The following is a 15,743-nucleotide window of genomic DNA, read 5'->3' as shown; positions in this document are numbered from 1 at the left end:
ATCGAGCCGCCGATCCGCCCGCTCTCCGCCGTCAACCCGCTCCCCGACGACTTCGGCTGCATCATCCGCCTGAACGACGAGCCGGACTTCGGCGGGGACGAGCAGGAGCTCGTCGGCGTCGGCAAGCACGAGCTCGACGGCCGCCGGGTCGGCTCCCTCACCTCCGACTGCGGCTGACCGTCCGGCCGGCCACCCGGCTGACCGGGCGGCTGACCACCCGGGGGAAATTGACATCTCATCGTCCCGGACCGTCGGCTACTGTCCCTCCCACCTGTACGGCACGAGGGGGCGGACATGACGGTCCGGGACGACCACGACCAGCTGAGCACCATCCATCCGACGAGCGGCACCGCGTGCGCCGACAGCCTCAGCACGGCCGAACTCGACGCCTTCAGCCGCACCCTCGGCCGCCTGCGAGCGCTCCCTCCGCACGATCACACCCGGCTGCACGCCGAGCGGCAGCTCACCTCCTTCGTGATGGAGAGCCGCAAGCGCCGCCGCCAGGAGGCCCGGCAGATCCTCCGCGAGCAGGACGACGAACTGCTCGCCGCCACCGCGACCGGCGCCCGGGACCGCCGCGAGGACGCCCCGCTCGCCCTGGCGGGCGGGCCCGTCGGCGAGCTGCGGGTCCCCCGCAAGTGCTATGTCTGCAAGGAGACTTATCGCCAGGTCGACGGCTTCTACCACATGCTCTGCCCGGACTGCTCGGTCGACAACACCGCACGCCGGAGCCTGCGCACCGACCTGCGCGGACGCCGCGCGCTGCTCACCGGCGGGCGGGTCAAGATCGGCTTCCAGCTCGCCCTGATGATGCTGAGGGACGGCGCCGAGCTGATCGTCACCAGCCGCTTCCCGCAGGACACCGTCCGCCGATTCCGCGCCGCCGAGGGCAGCGAGCAGTGGTGGGAGCGGCTCACCGTGGTCGGCATCGACCTCCGCGACCCGCGCCAAGTCCTGGGCCTCACCGAGCGGTTGCGCACCGACGGGCGGCCGCTCGACATCCTCGTCAACAACGCCGCGCAAACCCTCCGCCGCCCGCCCGAGTCGTACGCGCTGCTGGCGGCCGGCGAGCGGGACGCCCTGCCCGCCGCCGACCGCCGGGCGATCGAGCACGCCCCCGGGTTCCGGCCACTCACCGGGCTGCCCCAACTCCTCTCGGGCGTGGGCTCCCTGCTCGACCTGACCGACGAGGCCGGACTGCTGCCCGACCTCGCCCCCGCCAACTCCTGGTCCGCCACCCTCGGTTCGCTCGACCCGGCCGAGATCCTGGAGACCCAGCTGGTCAACGCCCTCGCCCCGGCGCTGCTCTGCGACCGCCTGCTGCCCCTGCTGCTGGCCTCCCCGCACCCCACCCGCTACATCGTCAACGTCACGGCGGTGGAGGGCCGGTTCGCGGTCCGCAACAAGACCGCCCGGCACCCGCACACCAACATGGCGAAGGCCGCGCTCAACATGCTCACCCGCACCAGCGCGGCCCAACTCGCCCCGCAGGGCGTGCACATGTGCGCCGTCGACACCGGCTGGATCACCGACGAGAACCCGGCGCCCAAGAAGGCCCGGATCGCCGCCCGCGGCTTCCGCACCCCCCTGGACATCGTCGACGGTGCGGCCCGGGTCTACGACCCGATCGTCCGGGGCGAGGCCGGGCACCCGGTGTCGGGGGTGTTCCTCAAGGACTACCGGGAGGCGGAGTGGTGACCGCTCAGGTGTCGTAGCAGCCACACCAGGGGGCGTGGAAGCCCAAGCCGTCCGGGTGGAGCTCGGCGGTGAAGCGGTATTCCTCGGCGCCCTCCGCTTCCTCCCCGTCCTCCTCGTCGCCGGGCTCGTCCTCCTCCTCGATGACGAGCCCGGACAGCTCACCGTCGAAGCGGACTTCGAGCGGGGCGATCGCGATGTCCCCGTCCTCCCGGCCGGGCAGGGCGGCGAGCCGCTCCTCCGGCAACGACCGGACCTCCGGCCCCGCACCGGAGGGAAGAACCGGCCGCCCCGTCAACGGCCGGGGGTGCGGGTGCGGCCCTCCGGCTCGCGCCGGATCGGAATCAGGTCGGGCACGCTCACGGCCGGACCGTACGGGTGACCTGCGACAACGGCCCGACCGGGGCCTCGCCCCCCGGCGGTCCGTACGGCGCGCTCAGCGCCCGGTGGGCAGGTTGGCACCGCCGGTGCAGTCGAAGACGACGCCCGTCACGAAGGTGTTGGCCGCGAGCATGTGGATCGCCCGGGCGACGTCCTCGGCGCGACCGACCCGGCCGACCGGGGTGGTGGCGGCCAGGCCCTCGAAGAGCGCGGTGCGCTGCTCGGCCGGGACGCGGTCCCACCACGGGGTGTCGATGACGCCGGGCGACACGGCGTTGACCCGCAGCGGGGCCAGCTCGACGGCCAGCGGCGGGACCATCGCCTCCAGCGCGCCGTTGATGGCGGCCAGCCCGGCGGTGCCCGGGATCGCGGCGCGGGCGGACGCGGCGGTGATCAGGGTGACCGAACCGTCCGCGCGCAGGTGCGGCAGCGCGGCCTGCAGGACGCGGACCTGCGGCCAGAACTTGGCGTCGAAGCCGGTCGCGAGCTCGGCCAGGTCCAGCTGGGCGAACGGGCCGCTGCCGGCCGCGCCGCTGACCGCGACGACCAGGTGGTCCACGGTGCCCTCCTCGGCGAAGAAGGCGGAGACCGCGGCGGGATCGGCGGCGTCCAGCTCCCGGCCGGTGGTCTTGCCGCCGATCCGGGCGACGGCCGCGTCCAGCCGCTCGCGGTCACGACCGGTGACCACGACCTCGGCGCCGTCCGCCGCGAAGGCGGTGGCGGCCGCCTCACCGATGCCCGAGCTGCCGCCCATCACGACGACGCGCTGTCCGGCGAAGAGGTCTGACGCAGTGCTCATGGTGGGGCCTTTCAGATTGTCGAGACCGTTGGTTCCGGCAATGATATTTGTCGAGACTGCTAGTCTTGTCAAGCGGGGGCCAGGAACCGGGCGAGAGAAGAGGGCGACCATGAGCGAGACCGAACCCCGGACGGCACAGACGGAACAGGCGGACCTGGAGGCCGAGCAGGCCCCGTCCACCCCTCCGTCCACACGCCCGCACACCGGGCGCCGCCGCAACGAGGCCGCGCACCGGGCGATCCTCGACGCCGCCCTGCAGCTGCTCGCCGACTCGGACGGCACCCCCGTCACCATCGACGCCATCGCCCGCACGGCCGGCGTCGGCAAGCAGACGGTCTACCGGTGGTGGCCGTCCAAGGGCGCCGTCCTGCTCGACGCCCTCGCCGACCGCGCCGACCAGGACGTCCACGGCCCCGACACCGGCACCCTCCGCACCGACCTGCGGGCCTTCGTCGCCACCACCTTCGACGCCGCCCAGCGCAGCACCACCGCCTCGGCACTGCGCACCCTCGCCCGCGAAGCCGCCCGCGACCCCCACCTCGCCGACCTGATGCGGACCTTCACCGCCGCCCGCCGCACCGCGCTGCGCGAACTCCTCTCCCGAGGCCTCGAACGCGGCGAACTGGCCGCGGACGCCGACCTCGACCTGATCGTCGACCAGGTCTACGGAGTCTTCTGGTACCGCTTCCTCCTCGGCCACGCCCCCCTCGACCCCACCACCGCGGAACGCCTCGCCGACACCCTCCTCACCACCAACGCCCCCACCTGAGCCCTCTCGCGCAGGAAGTCGACCCACCCGATTTCCCGCGCCGCAGAGCCGGCGCGCGCCGAGTATGACGACCGGTCTACGGATTCCGGGGGCGCAACCCGCACCACCGCGCACCAGAAGTCGACCAGGCCGACTTCTCGCGCAACGACGCACGCCTCGCCCGCCCCGACTATGCCGACCGGTCTACAGAATCCCCTGAGGCAGCGAACCACCCTGCACAGAAAGTCGGCCCACCCGACTTCCCGCGCGGCGGTCCGCAGGCCACTCTCTGGAATACGAAGACCGGTCTACAGATTCACCCCGGGCCAGGCCGGGCACCGGAAGTCGCCCTGGGCGCCGGCTTCTCGCCCCGCGGGGCGCAGGGGTGAATATGAAGACCGGTCTACATACTTCCTCTACTCGGGCAGCAGGGCGCGCGAGAAGTCGGCCAGGCCGACTTCTCGCGCGGGTTGACGGTCTGGCGAGGGGAAGGAATATGACGATCGGTCTACATATTCTGCTGCTCCGGGGCTGTTGGCGGTGGGCCGTGCGGCCGGGTGGGGTGTCAGGGCTTGGTGCCGAGGCCGAAGGAGGAGGTCAGCAGGCCGAGGGCGTAGGGGGTTTCGGCGCCGTTGAGTGCGGTGGGGTCGACCGAGTAGACGACCGTCCGGGAGAGGTCGCGGGTGGCGAAGACGCCGCTGGTGGAACCGGGCCGGGAGCCGGTCTTGCCCCAGGCCACGATGCCGCCCGCCGCGAGGCGTTCGAGGCCCGTGCTCATGCACGCGGTGTTGCCCGGGCAGTGGCTGTTACCCGGCTGGACGGGCACGTCCGGGACGGTGAAGAGCTTCTCCTGCTGGGTCGGCGGGAGGAGGCGGCCCCGGAACAGGGCGGCCATGAAGCGCTCCAGGTCGGGGGCGCTGGAGATCATGCCGCCCTCCGCCCAGGGCCACGGGCTCTGCTCGACGACGTCCACCCGGTGCGAGCCGCCGTCGGCGTCGGGGACGGTCAGGTACGGGTGGGTGGCGGGGTGCCGCAGCTCGGGGTCGTCGGCGTCCGGGAGGGAGGTGTCGTGCAGGCCGAGCGGGCGGATGATCCGCTCGCGCAGTTCGTCGGCGTAGCCGTGGCCGGTGACCGCCTCGACGACCAGCCCGGCGACGAAGGTGTTCATGCCGTTGTACTCCTAGGCGGTGCCGGGGGTGAAGGCCGGCGACTGGCCGTCCATCGTCGCGACGATCTCCTCGGGGGTGGGCGCGTCGAGCGCGTGCTCGGCGAACCAGCCGGTGGTGCCGTCGCCCCAGAACGCGTTGGAGCCGCCCGGCAGTCCGCTGGTGTGGTTGAGCAGTTGGCCCACGGTGACGTCCGGGAAGGGGAAGTCCGGGAGGTACCGCCGCACGCTGCCGTCGAGGTCGATCCGGCCCTCGGCGGCGAGTTGCAGGACGACGGTGGCGGTGAAGACCTTCGAGATCGACCCGACCCGGAACCTGCCGCGCGCGTCCACGCCCGTCCCGTCCTCCGCCGAGGTGCCCTCGAACCTCCCGGTGGAGCCGGTGACCCGGACGAAGGCGGCGGAGACCTCGGCGGCGGGCCGGCGGGCGAGGGCGGCCCGGATCGCCGTCGGGGACACCGGCGGCAGCACGGCCGCACCCGTCGGCGTCGCGGTGGAAGGCGTCGCACCCGAGGGGCTGGTGGCGCCGGGCGTCGTGGCGAGGGCGGGCGTGCCGACCCCGGCCGTCAGCGCGGCCGCGAGGGCTCCGGCGGCGGCCATGACGGCCCAACGGGTGCGGTGGGTGTGCGCGTTCACGTGCGGTCGGCTCCAGACTGCTCGTCGTCCTGGCCGGAGGTTCCCGGCCCGGACGACGAGTCTTCCGACACCGCCCGCCCGGGGCATCAGGGGCGGGCCACCGCCGCTCCCTGATCCTGCGTCAGGGTTCACCCGGAGTCGGCCCGTCCCCGGACCCGGCCTCGCTGGAAGCGGCTTGCCGGGCTCGTCGCACAGGAAGTCGGCCGGGCCGACTTCCTACGCGCGCGGCTCGGCCAGCAGGCTGACGTACGAGCGGTCCGGGCGGTCCGGGCGCAGCTGTTCCAGCCGGGTGGTGACGGTGAAGCCGGCCCCGTCCAGCAGGTCGGCCAGGCGGTCGGCCGGGAGCAGGTACGAGCCGAACGAGACCGGGTGGCCGTAGGCCGTCGCCGGGTGCAGCCGGGCGTCGCCGGCGTGGCCGCCGAGGAGGAGCAGGCCACCGGGGGCGAGCACGCGGTGGAACTCGGCGAACAGCGCGGGCAGCAGCTCGGGCGGGGTGTGGTGGACGGAGTACCAGGCGAGGATGCCGCCGAGGGTGCCGTCGGGGAGGTCGAGGGCGCTCATCGTGCCCCGGTGGAAGCGGAGTCGGGGGTACGCGCGGCGGGCCAGCGCGACCATCTCGCCGGACACGTCGACACCGAAGGCCGACAGCCCCAGCCCGGCCAGGTACGCCGTCACCCGGCCCGGCCCGCAGCCGAGGTCCGCGACCGGACCGCCGCCCGCCGCCCGGACCAGCTCGGCGAAGGCGGCCAGCATCGCCCTGGACACCGGGTCCATGCCCTCGGGCGGGACGACCCGGTGGAGGTAGTCGGCGGCGACGGTGTCGGACGACTCCCGGACGGCGGCGAGGTGCGCGGGCTCGGTCACCGCGCCACTCTAGAGCGCAGACGCCGGCGCCTTGCCGGCCACCTCGGAGGCCGCCTTGGACGCCGTCTTGGACGCCGTCTTGGACGCCGCCCTGGACACCGCCTTGGCGGCCCGTTCGGCGAACACCTTCTCCCACCGGTCGGCGGTCTGCTTCATCATCCGCTTGCGGTCCCGCGCGGAGAGCCGGTCGAGGTGGAGCCCGCCGTCGAGGTGGTCGGTCTCGTGCTGGAGGCAGCGGGCGAAGTACCCGGTGCCCTCGATGGTGAGGGGCTCGCCGTCTGGTCGACGCCGTGCACGACGGCGCGGGCCGGCCGCGCGAGCCGGGTGCTCGCGCCGGGCACGGACAGGCAGCCCTCGCTCTCCTCGATCAGGCGCCGGCCGGGCTCCTGCTCCTCCACCACCGGGTTGAGCACGTGTCCGACGTGCCGGACGCCGTCCTCGTCGGTGCAGTCGTAGACGAACAGGCGCAGGTCCACGTCGACCTGGTGGGCGGCGAGGCCGCAGCCGTCGGCGACGTCCATGGTGGCGAACATGTCGTCGATCAGCCGGGCCAGGCGCTCGCTGCCGAAGTCGTCCTCGGTCGCCGGGCGGTAGCTGCGGCGCAGGATCTCCTCCCCCACCTCGGTGATCCGCAGGACGGTCGGACGGTCGCGCAGCTCGGACACGGACGCGGCGAGCGCCCCTCAGGCCGCCCGGCGCCAGGACTGCCGGGCCACCGCCCGTACCACCGGCCCGACCAGCAGGCCCACCGCCGCGCCCAGGACGACCCCCTGCACCCCGTCCCAGACGTCCTGCACGTCGCAGCTGCGCCCGATCGCCGGCAGCGCGTAGTGCACGGCCGACACCGCGAACGGCAGCGCCGCCGCCGCGAGCAGCGCGATGGCCGCCCGCCGCCTGGTCCCCGCCAGCGCGGCCGCGAACCCGACCGGGGCGTAGGTCGCCAGCTTGAGCTCGATGTGCCGGACGTGCAGCAGCTCGTACGGCGACCGCGGCCGCCCTCCGGCGACGGTGCAGTGCCGGACGGCGTCCTCGGAGAGTCGGAACGCCTCCGGCAGCAGGGTGGCCACCACCACCCCGCCGAGCCCGAGCAGCAGGACGAAACCCACCGCCCAATGGGCCTGCAGCCACCGCCCCACCGGCCGGTTCAACAGGGCCGCGGGCGCCAGCGAGAGCAGCAGCCCGGGCCAGAACATCGGCATCGCGCCGAGCACCGCACTGATCACTTCTCAACGGACGCCGCAGACACCCGCCCGGTTCTGATCGAATCCGACCGATTCGCGTGACTCGCGTCCGCCCGATGCGCCCCCGCTCGCGTCCGACCGGATCACCCGACCGCCATCACCGCGCGACCGGACCCCGTCAGTGCGGGATGGAGGCGATCAGCTCGTGCGCCCCCTGCCGCTTGAGCGCCAGGGCCACCGAGGTCCCCAGGTCCTCCGGGCTGAGCGCGCCCGCCCACTCGTGGGCGTCCAGCACCCGCTTGCCGTCCGGGGTGAAGACCCGGCCGCGCAGCGAGAGGCGGCCGTCCGCCTCGGCCTTGGCGTACCCGGCGATCGGACTGTTGCAGTGGCCCTGCAGCACGTGCAGGCACATCCGCTCGGCCGCCGCCTCGCGCCAGGTGTCCCGGTGGCCGAGCGTGGTGACGGCCTCGATGGTCGCGGCGTCGTCCTCGCGGCACTGCAGGACGAGGATCCCGGCGCCGATCGGCGGGCACATCGCCTCGATGCCGAGGACCTCGGTGATCCGCGCCTGCTCGCCGATCCGTTCCAGGCCGGAGACGGCGAGCAGCAGCGCGTCCACCGTCCCGGCCTCCAGCTTGGCGAGCCGGCTGTTGGCGTTGCCCCGGATCGGCACGCACTCCAGGTGCGGGTGGGTGGCGGCGAGCTGCGCGGTGCGGCGGACGGAGGAGGTGCCGATCCGGGTGCCGGGCGGGAGCTCGGCCAGGGTCAGGCCGCCGGGGTGGACGAGGGCGTCGCGGATGTCGTCCCGGCGCAGGTAGGCGGCGAAGACGGTACCGGCGGGCAGCGGGCGGTCGGCGGGCACGTCCTTCAGGCAGTGCACGGCGACGTCGGCCTCCCCGGCGAGCAGCGCGGCGTCGACCTCCTTGGTGAACGCGCCCTTGCCGCCCAGGTGGGCGAGGTCGCCGGTCCAGCGGTCGCCCGAGGTGGTGACCGGGACCACCTCGGTGCGCAGGCCCGGGCGCAGGACGGCGAGTTCGGCACGGACCCGCTCGACCTGGGCGAGCGCCATGGGCGAGGAGCGGGAGACGATGCGGATCAGCTCAGCGGTGGACATGGCGCGATGATAGGCCTTCGAACACCGGCCGTTGACGCCACGTCAGCCGTTCGGCGGGCAACGGGAGCGCATCGGGCGCCCAACGACACCGCCGGGACGGAACCGCCCCACGCCCCTCCCCCGCCGTGCAGCACCCCCGCGCCCAGGAGCCGGGCCGCCGAGCGCACGGCCCCGGCCCGCGTCAACTCGCCCCACACGTCGGCCAGTTCGCATGACAATCATCCATCTCACTCATTAGAGCGAACTCCCGGTCGAATCCACCGTTTTGCCGGCCCATGGGGCAACATCTGCATGTCCGCGCCCGAACGAAGGAACCACCCGGGGCGCGGCGTCCCCCGGCATGACGAAGACAATTGGACAGGCCCGTGACCACCACCGCCCCCGTGTGGGACTGCCCCTTCCACCACACCGACGGCCTGGAGTTCGACCCCCTCCTCAGGCGGTTGCTCACCGAGGCCCCGGTCGCCCGGATCCGGCTCCCGCATGGCGAGGGCGAGGCCTGGCTGGCCACCCGCTACGAGGACGTCCGAGTGGTCACCACCGACCGCCGGTTCAGCCGCGCCGCGGGCATCGGCCGCGATCTGCCGCGGATGACGCCCGCCCCGATCGCCCAGGCCGAGGCGATCAACCTGATGGACCCGCCCGGCCACAACCGGCTGCGCCGGCTGGTCGCCCAGGGCTTCACCAACCGCCAGGTCGAGCGGCTGCGCCCGACCACCCAGCGGACCGTCGACGGCTACTACGACGAGATGGCCGAGCACGGTGCCCCCGCCGACCTGATGCGCTTCCTGGCCGACCGGCTCCCGCTGACCACCATCTGCGAGCTGCTCGACATCCCCGAGGCCGACCGCCCCGAACTGCGCGGCCACGCCGTCGCGATGATGCGGATGGGCCCGGACAGCCGGGTGAGCCAGGAGGCCGCCAAGGCCGCGCTGCGCGGCTACTTCACCGAGCTGACCGCCGCCCGCCGGGCCCGCCCCGGCGAGGACCTGATCAGCGCGCTCGCCACCGCCCGCGACGGCGACGAGCTGCTGGACGCCGACGAGCTGACGGTCATGGCGATGGTCCTGCTGGTCACCGGCCACGACACCAGCACCTACCAGCTCGGCAACATCACCTACACCCTGCTCACCCACCCCGAGCAGCTCGCCGAGCTCCGCGCGCAGCCCGACATGCTGCCGCGGGCCCTGGAGGAGCTGCTGCGCTTCATCCCGTTCCGCCAGGGCGTCGGCATCGCCCGGGTGGCCACCGAGGACGTCGAGCTGGGCGGCACGCTGATCCGGGCCGGCGAGGCGGTGCACGTCTCCTACCTGGCCGCCAACCGGGACCCGTCGGTGTACGAGCGCCCCGACGAGCTGGACCTCGACCGCGGCGCGCCCACCCACATGGCCTTCGGGTACGGCCAGCACCACTGCCTCGGCTCGCACCTGGCCCGGATGGAGCTGCAGGTCGCCATCGGCACCCTGCTGCGGCGCTTCCCCGAGCTGCGGCTGGCCGTCGACCCCGCCGAACTCGACTGGAACTCCGGCTCGATCTGGCGCTTCCCGCGCGCCCTGCCGGTGGCCTGGTAGCCCCCTCCCCACCACCCCACCGTTCCCGCACCGGGGAGACCCTCACCCATGGCCACACTCTGCCGCCCCGCCATCGCCGTGCCCGAGCACGTCATCACCCTCGACGAGACCCTCGACCTGGCCCGCACCCTGCACGCCGGCCACCCCCAACTCGGCCTGGCCCTGCGGCTGATCGAGAACACCGGGGTGCGGACCCGGCACCTGGTCCAGCCGATCGAGCGGACCCTCACCCACCCGGGCTTCACCGTCCGCAACGAGGTGTACGAGCGCGAGGCCAAGCGGCGCGTCCCCGAGGTGGTCGAACGCGCCCTCGCCCACGCCGAGTTGACCGCCCGGGACATCGACCTGATGGTCTACGTGTCGTGCACCGGCTTCATGATGCCGTCGATGACCGCCTGGCTGATCAACACCATGGGGTTCCGCTCCGACACCCGCCAGGTGCCGATCGCCCAGCTCGGCTGCGCGGCCGGCGGCGCCGCCGTCAACCGCGCGCACGACTTCTGCCGTGCCTACCCGGGCGCCAACGTGCTCATCGTCGCCTGCGAGTTCTGCTCGCTCTGCTACCAGCCGACCGACCTCTCCGTCGGCTCGCTGCTCTCCAACGGGCTGTTCGGCGACGCGGTGGCCGCCGTGGTGATGCGCGGCCGCGGCGGGCGCGGCGTGCAGATCGAGCGCAACGGCTCGCACCTCGTCCCGGGCACCGAGAACTGGATCTCGTACGGGGTGAAGGACACCGGCTTCCACTTCCAGCTGGACAAACGGGTGCCCGGCACGATGGAGCTGCTCGCGCCCGCGCTGCGCGGCCTGGCCGGCGAGCACGGCTGGGACGTCTCCGGGCTCGGCTTCTACATCGTGCACGCCGGCGGCCCGCGGATCCTGGACGACCTGTGCCGCTTCCTCCACCTGGAGCCGGCCGCCTTCCGCTACAGCCGTGCGACGCTCACCGAACGCGGCAACATCGCCAGCGCCGTGGTCTTCGACGCCCTCGCCCGGCTGTTCGCCGACGGCGGTGTGCCCGAGGGCACCTCCGGACTGATCGCCGGCTTCGGCCCGGGCATCACCGCCGAGATCTCGCTGGGGAGTTGGGTCGGCGCACCGGCGGCGCCGCACCCGCGCCGGCCGCGCGCCATCTCCACCTCCGACATCGCCCTCGTCCATCCGACCGCCCCCCGCCGTTTCCCGGCCGGCACTACGATCACCGAATGACCGATACCACGGACCGCACCGACACCTCTGCCAGAGCCGCCGAACTCGCCGCCCGCTTCCCCGCGTTGCACGCGCCGCAGTACTGGAGCTGGGGACGGTACGACGCGCAGTTCTCCACCGAGCTGCCGCCGGACGCACTGGTCACCAACATCCACCTGGTCGGCTTCGCGGACGGCGACGTGGTGCTCTGCCGGGACGACCGGGACCACTGGTTCCTCCCCGGCGGCACCCGGGAGCAGGACGAGAGCGTCGCCCTCTGCCTGGAGCGCGAGCTGCGCGAGGAGGCGGGCGCCCGACTGCTCGGCGAGCCGGGCTGGCTGGGCGCGCACCGCTGCCGCACGGACGACCCGGTGCCGTACCGGCCGTGGCAGCCGCACCCGGAGAAGGCCTGGCTGTGGGGCTGGGGCGAGGTCGCGCTGGACTCCTCGCCGACCAACCCGGAGGACGGCGAGCAGGTGGTCGAGGTCCGCGCCGTCCCGGCCGCCGAGGCGCGACGGCTGCTGCTGACCGGGCACGACGCCTGGTGGGGCGAGCTGATCGACCTGGCCGTGGAGCTCCGGCGGAGGGCTCTTCTCGGCTGAACATTCCGAGCCGGGCCGAAGATCACTGGGATGGCCGAACAACAGGGAGCAATGTCCTTTTTGCGATGATATGACTCAGCCATGGACACCACTCTCCTGGCTGACACCGACTACCCCCTGCTCAACATCTTCTGGACGATGTTGGAGCTGTTCCTCTGGGTGCTCTGGTTCTTCCTGCTGTTCAAGATCATCACGGACATCTTCCGCAGCCACGACCTCAGTGGCTGGGGCAAGGCCGGCTGGCTGGTCCTGGTGATCCTCCTGCCCCTGATCGGCGTCCTGGTCTACCTGATCGCCCGGGGGCAGTCGATGACCAAGCGCGACATCGAACAGGCCCAGGAGACCCAGGCCGCGTTCAAGTCCTACATCCGGGACGCGGCCGCGTCCGGACCGGACGGCGGCGGCGGCCGCAGCCACGTCGACGACCTGGCGAAACTGGCGGACCTGAAGGACAAGGGCGCCATCACCGAGGAGGAGTACCAACAGGCCAAGGCCAAGATCCTGGCCTGACCGCCCGACGGGCGCGACACGGCCCGGGTCCGGTGGACGCCTCGCGCGTCCACCGGACCCGGGCCGTGGTCCCGTCCCGCGCCGGACTCAGCGGCGTCCGGAGCGCCGGTCGCCCGAGCCGGCGTCGCCGCCACCGGCCAGGCCGGCCCGGCGCAGCGCGTCCGCCATGGCGCTGTTCGCCAGCGGCGCGCTGGCGCCCCGGTCACCCCGGTCGCGGCCGCCCTGGCCGCCCTGACCGCCGCGCCGGTCCTGACCGCCGCGGCCGCCCTGGCCACCCTGGCCGCCCTGGCTCCCGCGCCGCTCCTGGCGCGGCGGGCGGGCCTGGCGCTCGCCCTGGCCGCCGCGCTCGCCGCCCTGGCCGCCGCGCTCGCGACCGACCTCGTCGTCCAGCCGCAGGGTGAGCCCGATCCGCTTGCGGGGCACGTCCACCGTGAGCACCCGGACCTTGACGATGTCGCCGGGCTTGACCACCTCGCGCGGGTCCTTGACGAAGGTCCGGGACAGCGCCGAGACGTGCACCAGGCCGTCCTGGTGGACGCCCACGTCCACGAAGGCCCCGAAGGCGGCGACATTGGTGACCACGCCCTCCAGCACCATGCCGACCTCCAGGTCGCCGATCTTGTCGACGCCCTCCTTGAAGGTCGCGGTGCGGAACGCGGGGCGCGGGTCGCGGCCGGGCTTGTCCAGCTCGCCGAGGATGTCGGTGACGGTCGGGACGCCGAAGGTGTCGTCGGCGAAGTCGGCGGGCCTCAGCGCCCGCAGCGCGGCGCCGTTGCCGATCAGCTCGCGCAGCTCCCCGCCGGTCGCGGCCAGGATGCGGCGCACCACCGGGTAGGCCTCGGGATGCACGCTGGAGGCGTCCAGCGGGTCCTCGCCGCCGGGGATGCGCAGGAAGCCCGCGCACTGCTCGAAGGCCTTGGGGCCGAGCCGGGCCACGTCCTTGAGCTGCTTGCGGGTGCGGAACGGGCCGTTGGCGTCGCGGTGGGCGACGATGTTGTCGGCCAGCGTGCCGGTGATGCCGGAGACCCGGGTGAGCAGCGGCGCCGAGGCGGTGTTGACGTCCACGCCGACGGCGTTGACGCAGTCCTCGACCACGGCGTCGAGCGAGCGGGAGAGCTTCACCTCGCTCAGGTCGTGCTGGTACTGGCCGACCCCGATGGACTTGGGGTCGATCTTGACCAGCTCGGCCAGCGGGTCCTGCAGCCGGCGGGCGATCGAGACCGCGCCGCGGATCGACACGTCCAGGTCCGGCAGCTCCTGCGAGGCGAAGGCGGAGGCCGAGTAGACCGAGGCGCCGGCCTCGCTGACCATCGCCTTGGTGAGCTTCAGCTCCGGGTGGCGCTTGATCAGGTCCTCGGCGAGCTTGTCGGTCTCCCGGGAGGCGGTGCCGTTGCCGATCGCGACCAGGTCGACGTCGTGCTTCTTCGCCAGGGCGGCCAGGGTGTGCAGGGCCGCGTCCCACTTGTTGGCGGGCTGGTGCGGGTAGATCGTGTCGTACGCGACGACCTTGCCGGTGGCGTCCACCACGGCGACCTTCACCCCGGTGCGGAAGCCCGGGTCCAGGCCCATGGTGGCGCGGGTGCCGGCCGGGGCGGCGAGCAGCAGGTCGCGCAGGTTGGCGGCGAAGACCCGCACCGCCTCCTCCTCGGCCTCGGCGCGCAGCCGGGCCCGCAGGTCGATGCCGAGCCGGACCAGGATCCGGGTCCGCCAGGCCCAACGGACGGTGTCGCCGAGCCACTTGTCGGCCGGGCGGCCGCGGTCGGCGATGCCGAAGCGGGCGGCGATCCGCTGCTCGTAGTCGTTCTCCCCGGGCAGGTCCCCCTCGGATTCGCCGTCGTAGGGCGAGAGTTCGAGGTCGAGCACCTCCTCCTTCTCGCCGCGCAGCATCGCCAGGATGCGGTGCGAGGGGAGCTTGGTGTACGGCTCGGCGAAGTCGAAGTAGTCGGCGAACTTGGCGCCGTCCTGCTCCTTGCCCTCGCGGACGGTGGCGACCAGCCGGCCGCGGCTCCACATCCGCTCGCGCAGCGAGCCGACCAGGTCGGCGTCCTCGCCGAAGCGCTCGACCAGGATCGACCGGGCGCCCTCCAGCGCCGCGGCGCCGTCCGCCACCGACTCGTTGAGGTACTGCGCGGCCAGCGCCGCCGGGTCCTGGGTCGGGTCGGCGAGCAGGGCGTCGGCCAGCGGCTCCAGCCCGGCCTCGCGGGCGATCTGCGCCTTGGTGCGCCGCTTCGGCTTGAACGGCAGGTAGATGTCCTCCAGGCGGGCCTTCGAATCGGCCGCCAGCACCCGGGCGCGCAGCGCGTCGTCCAGCTTGCCCTGGGACTCGATGGACTCCAGGACGGCCGCCCGGCGCTCCTCCAGCTCGCGCAGGTAGCGCAGCCGTTCCTCCAGGGCGCGCAGCTGGGCGTCGTCGAGGGAGCCGGTGACCTCCTTGCGGTAGCGGGCCACGAAGGGGACGGTCGCACCGCCGTCGAGCAGGTCGACGGCCGCCTTCACCTGCCCCTCGCGGACGCCCAGTTCCTCGGCGATCTTGCGCTCGATCGCCTGCTGGGCCTGCCGGGCCACCTGTTCGACTGGCGTGGTCACGAAGCCGGTCACCTTCTCCTTCAGTGCGTTCGCCGTACGCCCTGCATTCTGGCAGGTGCCGACGACGGCGCCCGGCCGCACCCGTGGCGGCCGGGCGTGGCGGCCTGGCGTGGCGGCCGGGCGCGGTGTGCCCGGGCGGCGGTCCCGGGCGGGCCGGGGGCGGACTCCCTGCGGAGTCCGGGAGGAAGCCGTGGGGAAGCCGGGGGAAGCCGGGCGGTCTCGCGGCGGAGTCGGCGCGGCCCCACGAAGGCTCAAGCGATGCCCGGTTACGGCTTCCTAGGCTGGCGGGCATGGACACTCTGGACGCTGCCGCCGAGCTGGAGCGGCTCGCCGCCGCCAAGTACCTGCTGTTCACCACCCACCGGAAGAACGGCACCCCGGTGGCCACCCCGGTCTGGGTCGCGCGGGACGGCGACGCGCTGGTCTTCACCACCGTGACGAAGACCGGCAAGGTCAAGCGCCTGCGCAACCGCGCGGACGTGCTGGTCGGCCCGAGCGACATCCGCGGCAACCTGCTCGGCGCGCAGGTCCCGGCCACCGCCGTCCTCGACCCGGACCGGGCGCCCGCCTACCGCAGGCTGCTGCGGCGCAAGTACGGGCTGCTGTGCGCGATCGCGCTGACCGCGAACGTGCTGCGGTTCGGCAAGGGCGGCACGATCGGGGTGCGGGTCACCATCGGGGCGCGGGTCTCGCCGGCGTGAGCGAC

Annotated in this window: 13 protein-coding genes and 2 pseudogenes; 7 read left to right on the top strand and 8 right to left on the bottom strand. The window is 73.6% G+C overall.

Annotated features, from left to right (window positions below; genetic code table 11):
• Positions 1-294: 294 nt before the first annotated feature.
• Entirely contained in the window at positions 295-1,698 is a 1,404-nt protein-coding gene (locus ACIRD3_RS25135; RefSeq protein ID WP_402220632.1) for an SDR family oxidoreductase, read from the top strand.
• Between the two features lie 4 nt (positions 1,699-1,702).
• Here ACIRD3_RS25135 and ACIRD3_RS25130 read toward each other — a convergent pair whose 3' ends face one another.
• Both ACIRD3_RS25130 and ACIRD3_RS25125 read right to left on the bottom strand, forming a co-directional pair.
• Positions 1,703-1,942 carry a hypothetical protein gene (locus tag ACIRD3_RS25130; protein WP_402220629.1) on the bottom strand — a complete coding sequence of 80 codons (240 nt, stop codon included), beginning with the start codon at positions 1,940-1,942 and terminating at the stop codon, positions 1,703-1,705.
• A gap of 189 nt (positions 1,943-2,131) precedes the next feature.
• A complete protein-coding gene (locus ACIRD3_RS25125; RefSeq protein ID WP_402220628.1) occupies positions 2,132-2,875 on the bottom strand; it encodes an SDR family oxidoreductase in 744 nt (247 codons plus the stop codon).
• Between the two features lie 109 nt (positions 2,876-2,984).
• Here ACIRD3_RS25125 and ACIRD3_RS25120 point away from each other — a divergent pair, with 109 nt between their 5' ends.
• Positions 2,985-3,644 carry a TetR/AcrR family transcriptional regulator gene (locus tag ACIRD3_RS25120; protein ID WP_402220626.1) on the top strand — a complete coding sequence of 220 codons (660 nt, stop codon included), beginning with the start codon at positions 2,985-2,987 and terminating at the stop codon, positions 3,642-3,644.
• A gap of 544 nt (positions 3,645-4,188) precedes the next feature.
• Here ACIRD3_RS25120 and ACIRD3_RS25115 read toward each other — a convergent pair.
• The 5 genes and pseudogenes from ACIRD3_RS25115 to hemC all read right to left on the bottom strand — a co-directional run bounded on the left by ACIRD3_RS25115 (position 4,189) and on the right by hemC (position 8,583).
• Positions 4,189-5,388, bottom strand: a pseudogene (locus tag ACIRD3_RS25115) (serine hydrolase domain-containing protein).
• A gap of 252 nt (positions 5,389-5,640) precedes the next feature.
• Positions 5,641-6,288: a class I SAM-dependent methyltransferase gene (locus tag ACIRD3_RS25110; protein ID WP_402220624.1), complete on the bottom strand. Its 648-nt coding sequence runs from the start codon at positions 6,286-6,288 to the stop codon at positions 5,641-5,643.
• A gap of 9 nt (positions 6,289-6,297) precedes the next feature.
• A pseudogene (def, locus tag ACIRD3_RS25105) lies at positions 6,298-6,953 on the bottom strand (peptide deformylase).
• 18 nt (positions 6,954-6,971) lie between these two features.
• Positions 6,972-7,511 carry a hypothetical protein gene (locus ACIRD3_RS25100; protein WP_402220622.1) on the bottom strand — a complete coding sequence of 180 codons (540 nt, stop codon included), beginning with the start codon at positions 7,509-7,511 and terminating at the stop codon, positions 6,972-6,974.
• A 136-nt stretch (positions 7,512-7,647) separates the two neighbouring features.
• Positions 7,648-8,583: a hydroxymethylbilane synthase gene (gene hemC / locus ACIRD3_RS25095; RefSeq protein WP_402220620.1), complete on the bottom strand. Its 936-nt coding sequence runs from the start codon at positions 8,581-8,583 to the stop codon at positions 7,648-7,650.
• A 365-nt stretch (positions 8,584-8,948) separates the two neighbouring features.
• Between hemC and ACIRD3_RS25090 the strand changes: the two genes are divergently transcribed.
• From ACIRD3_RS25090 to ACIRD3_RS25075, 4 genes are all read left to right on the top strand, one after another.
• Positions 8,949-10,154 carry a cytochrome P450 gene (locus tag ACIRD3_RS25090; protein ID WP_402220617.1) on the top strand — a complete coding sequence of 402 codons (1,206 nt, stop codon included), beginning with the start codon at positions 8,949-8,951 and terminating at the stop codon, positions 10,152-10,154.
• Positions 10,155-10,202: 48 nt separating this feature from the next.
• Positions 10,203-11,360: a type III polyketide synthase gene (locus tag ACIRD3_RS25085; RefSeq protein ID WP_402220614.1), complete on the top strand. Its 1,158-nt coding sequence runs from the start codon at positions 10,203-10,205 to the stop codon at positions 11,358-11,360.
• Positions 11,357-11,941, top strand: coding sequence for an NUDIX domain-containing protein (locus ACIRD3_RS25080; RefSeq protein WP_402220612.1), 585 nt, complete (start codon positions 11,357-11,359; stop codon positions 11,939-11,941). Before ACIRD3_RS25085 ends, ACIRD3_RS25080 begins: the two co-directional genes overlap by 4 nt.
• 81 nt (positions 11,942-12,022) lie before the next feature.
• A complete protein-coding gene (locus tag ACIRD3_RS25075; protein ID WP_402220610.1) occupies positions 12,023-12,451 on the top strand; it encodes an SHOCT domain-containing protein in 429 nt (142 codons plus the stop codon).
• 87 nt (positions 12,452-12,538) lie between these two features.
• Here the strand turns inward: ACIRD3_RS25075 and ACIRD3_RS25070 are convergent, their stop codons facing one another.
• Entirely contained in the window at positions 12,539-15,037 is a 2,499-nt protein-coding gene (locus ACIRD3_RS25070; protein WP_402220607.1) for a Tex family protein, read from the bottom strand.
• A gap of 290 nt (positions 15,038-15,327) precedes the next feature.
• Between ACIRD3_RS25070 and ACIRD3_RS25065 the strand changes: the two genes are divergently transcribed.
• A complete protein-coding gene (locus tag ACIRD3_RS25065) occupies positions 15,328-15,738 on the top strand; it encodes a PPOX class F420-dependent oxidoreductase (RefSeq protein ID WP_402220605.1) in 411 nt (136 codons plus the stop codon).
• The last annotated feature ends 5 nt before the right edge of the window (positions 15,739-15,743 follow it).

This window comes from Kitasatospora sp. NPDC093550 (assembly GCF_044764985.1).
In the GTDB taxonomy this organism is placed as follows: domain Bacteria; phylum Actinomycetota; class Actinomycetes; order Streptomycetales; family Streptomycetaceae; genus Kitasatospora.
The sequence above is the reverse complement of the archived record's forward strand: the minus strand, read 5'-3'. Positions and strand labels throughout refer to the sequence as shown.

Excerpts from the sequence above, each read along its gene's own strand:
- ACIRD3_RS25135 (WP_402220632.1), top strand. The coding sequence starts at position 295 with ATGACGGTCCGGGACGACCACGACCAGCTGAGCACCATCCATCCGACG.
- ACIRD3_RS25125 (WP_402220628.1), bottom strand. The coding sequence starts at position 2,875 with ATGAGCACTGCGTCAGACCTCTTCGCCGGACAGCGCGTCGTCGTGATG.
- ACIRD3_RS25120 (WP_402220626.1), top strand. The coding sequence starts at position 2,985 with ATGAGCGAGACCGAACCCCGGACGGCACAGACGGAACAGGCGGACCTG.
- hemC (WP_402220620.1), bottom strand. The coding sequence starts at position 8,583 with ATGTCCACCGCTGAGCTGATCCGCATCGTCTCCCGCTCCTCGCCCATG.
- ACIRD3_RS25085 (WP_402220614.1), top strand. The coding sequence starts at position 10,203 with ATGGCCACACTCTGCCGCCCCGCCATCGCCGTGCCCGAGCACGTCATC.
- ACIRD3_RS25080 (WP_402220612.1), top strand. The coding sequence starts at position 11,357 with ATGACCGATACCACGGACCGCACCGACACCTCTGCCAGAGCCGCCGAA.
- ACIRD3_RS25075 (WP_402220610.1), top strand. The coding sequence starts at position 12,023 with ATGGACACCACTCTCCTGGCTGACACCGACTACCCCCTGCTCAACATC.
- ACIRD3_RS25065 (WP_402220605.1), top strand. The coding sequence starts at position 15,328 with ATGGACACTCTGGACGCTGCCGCCGAGCTGGAGCGGCTCGCCGCCGCC.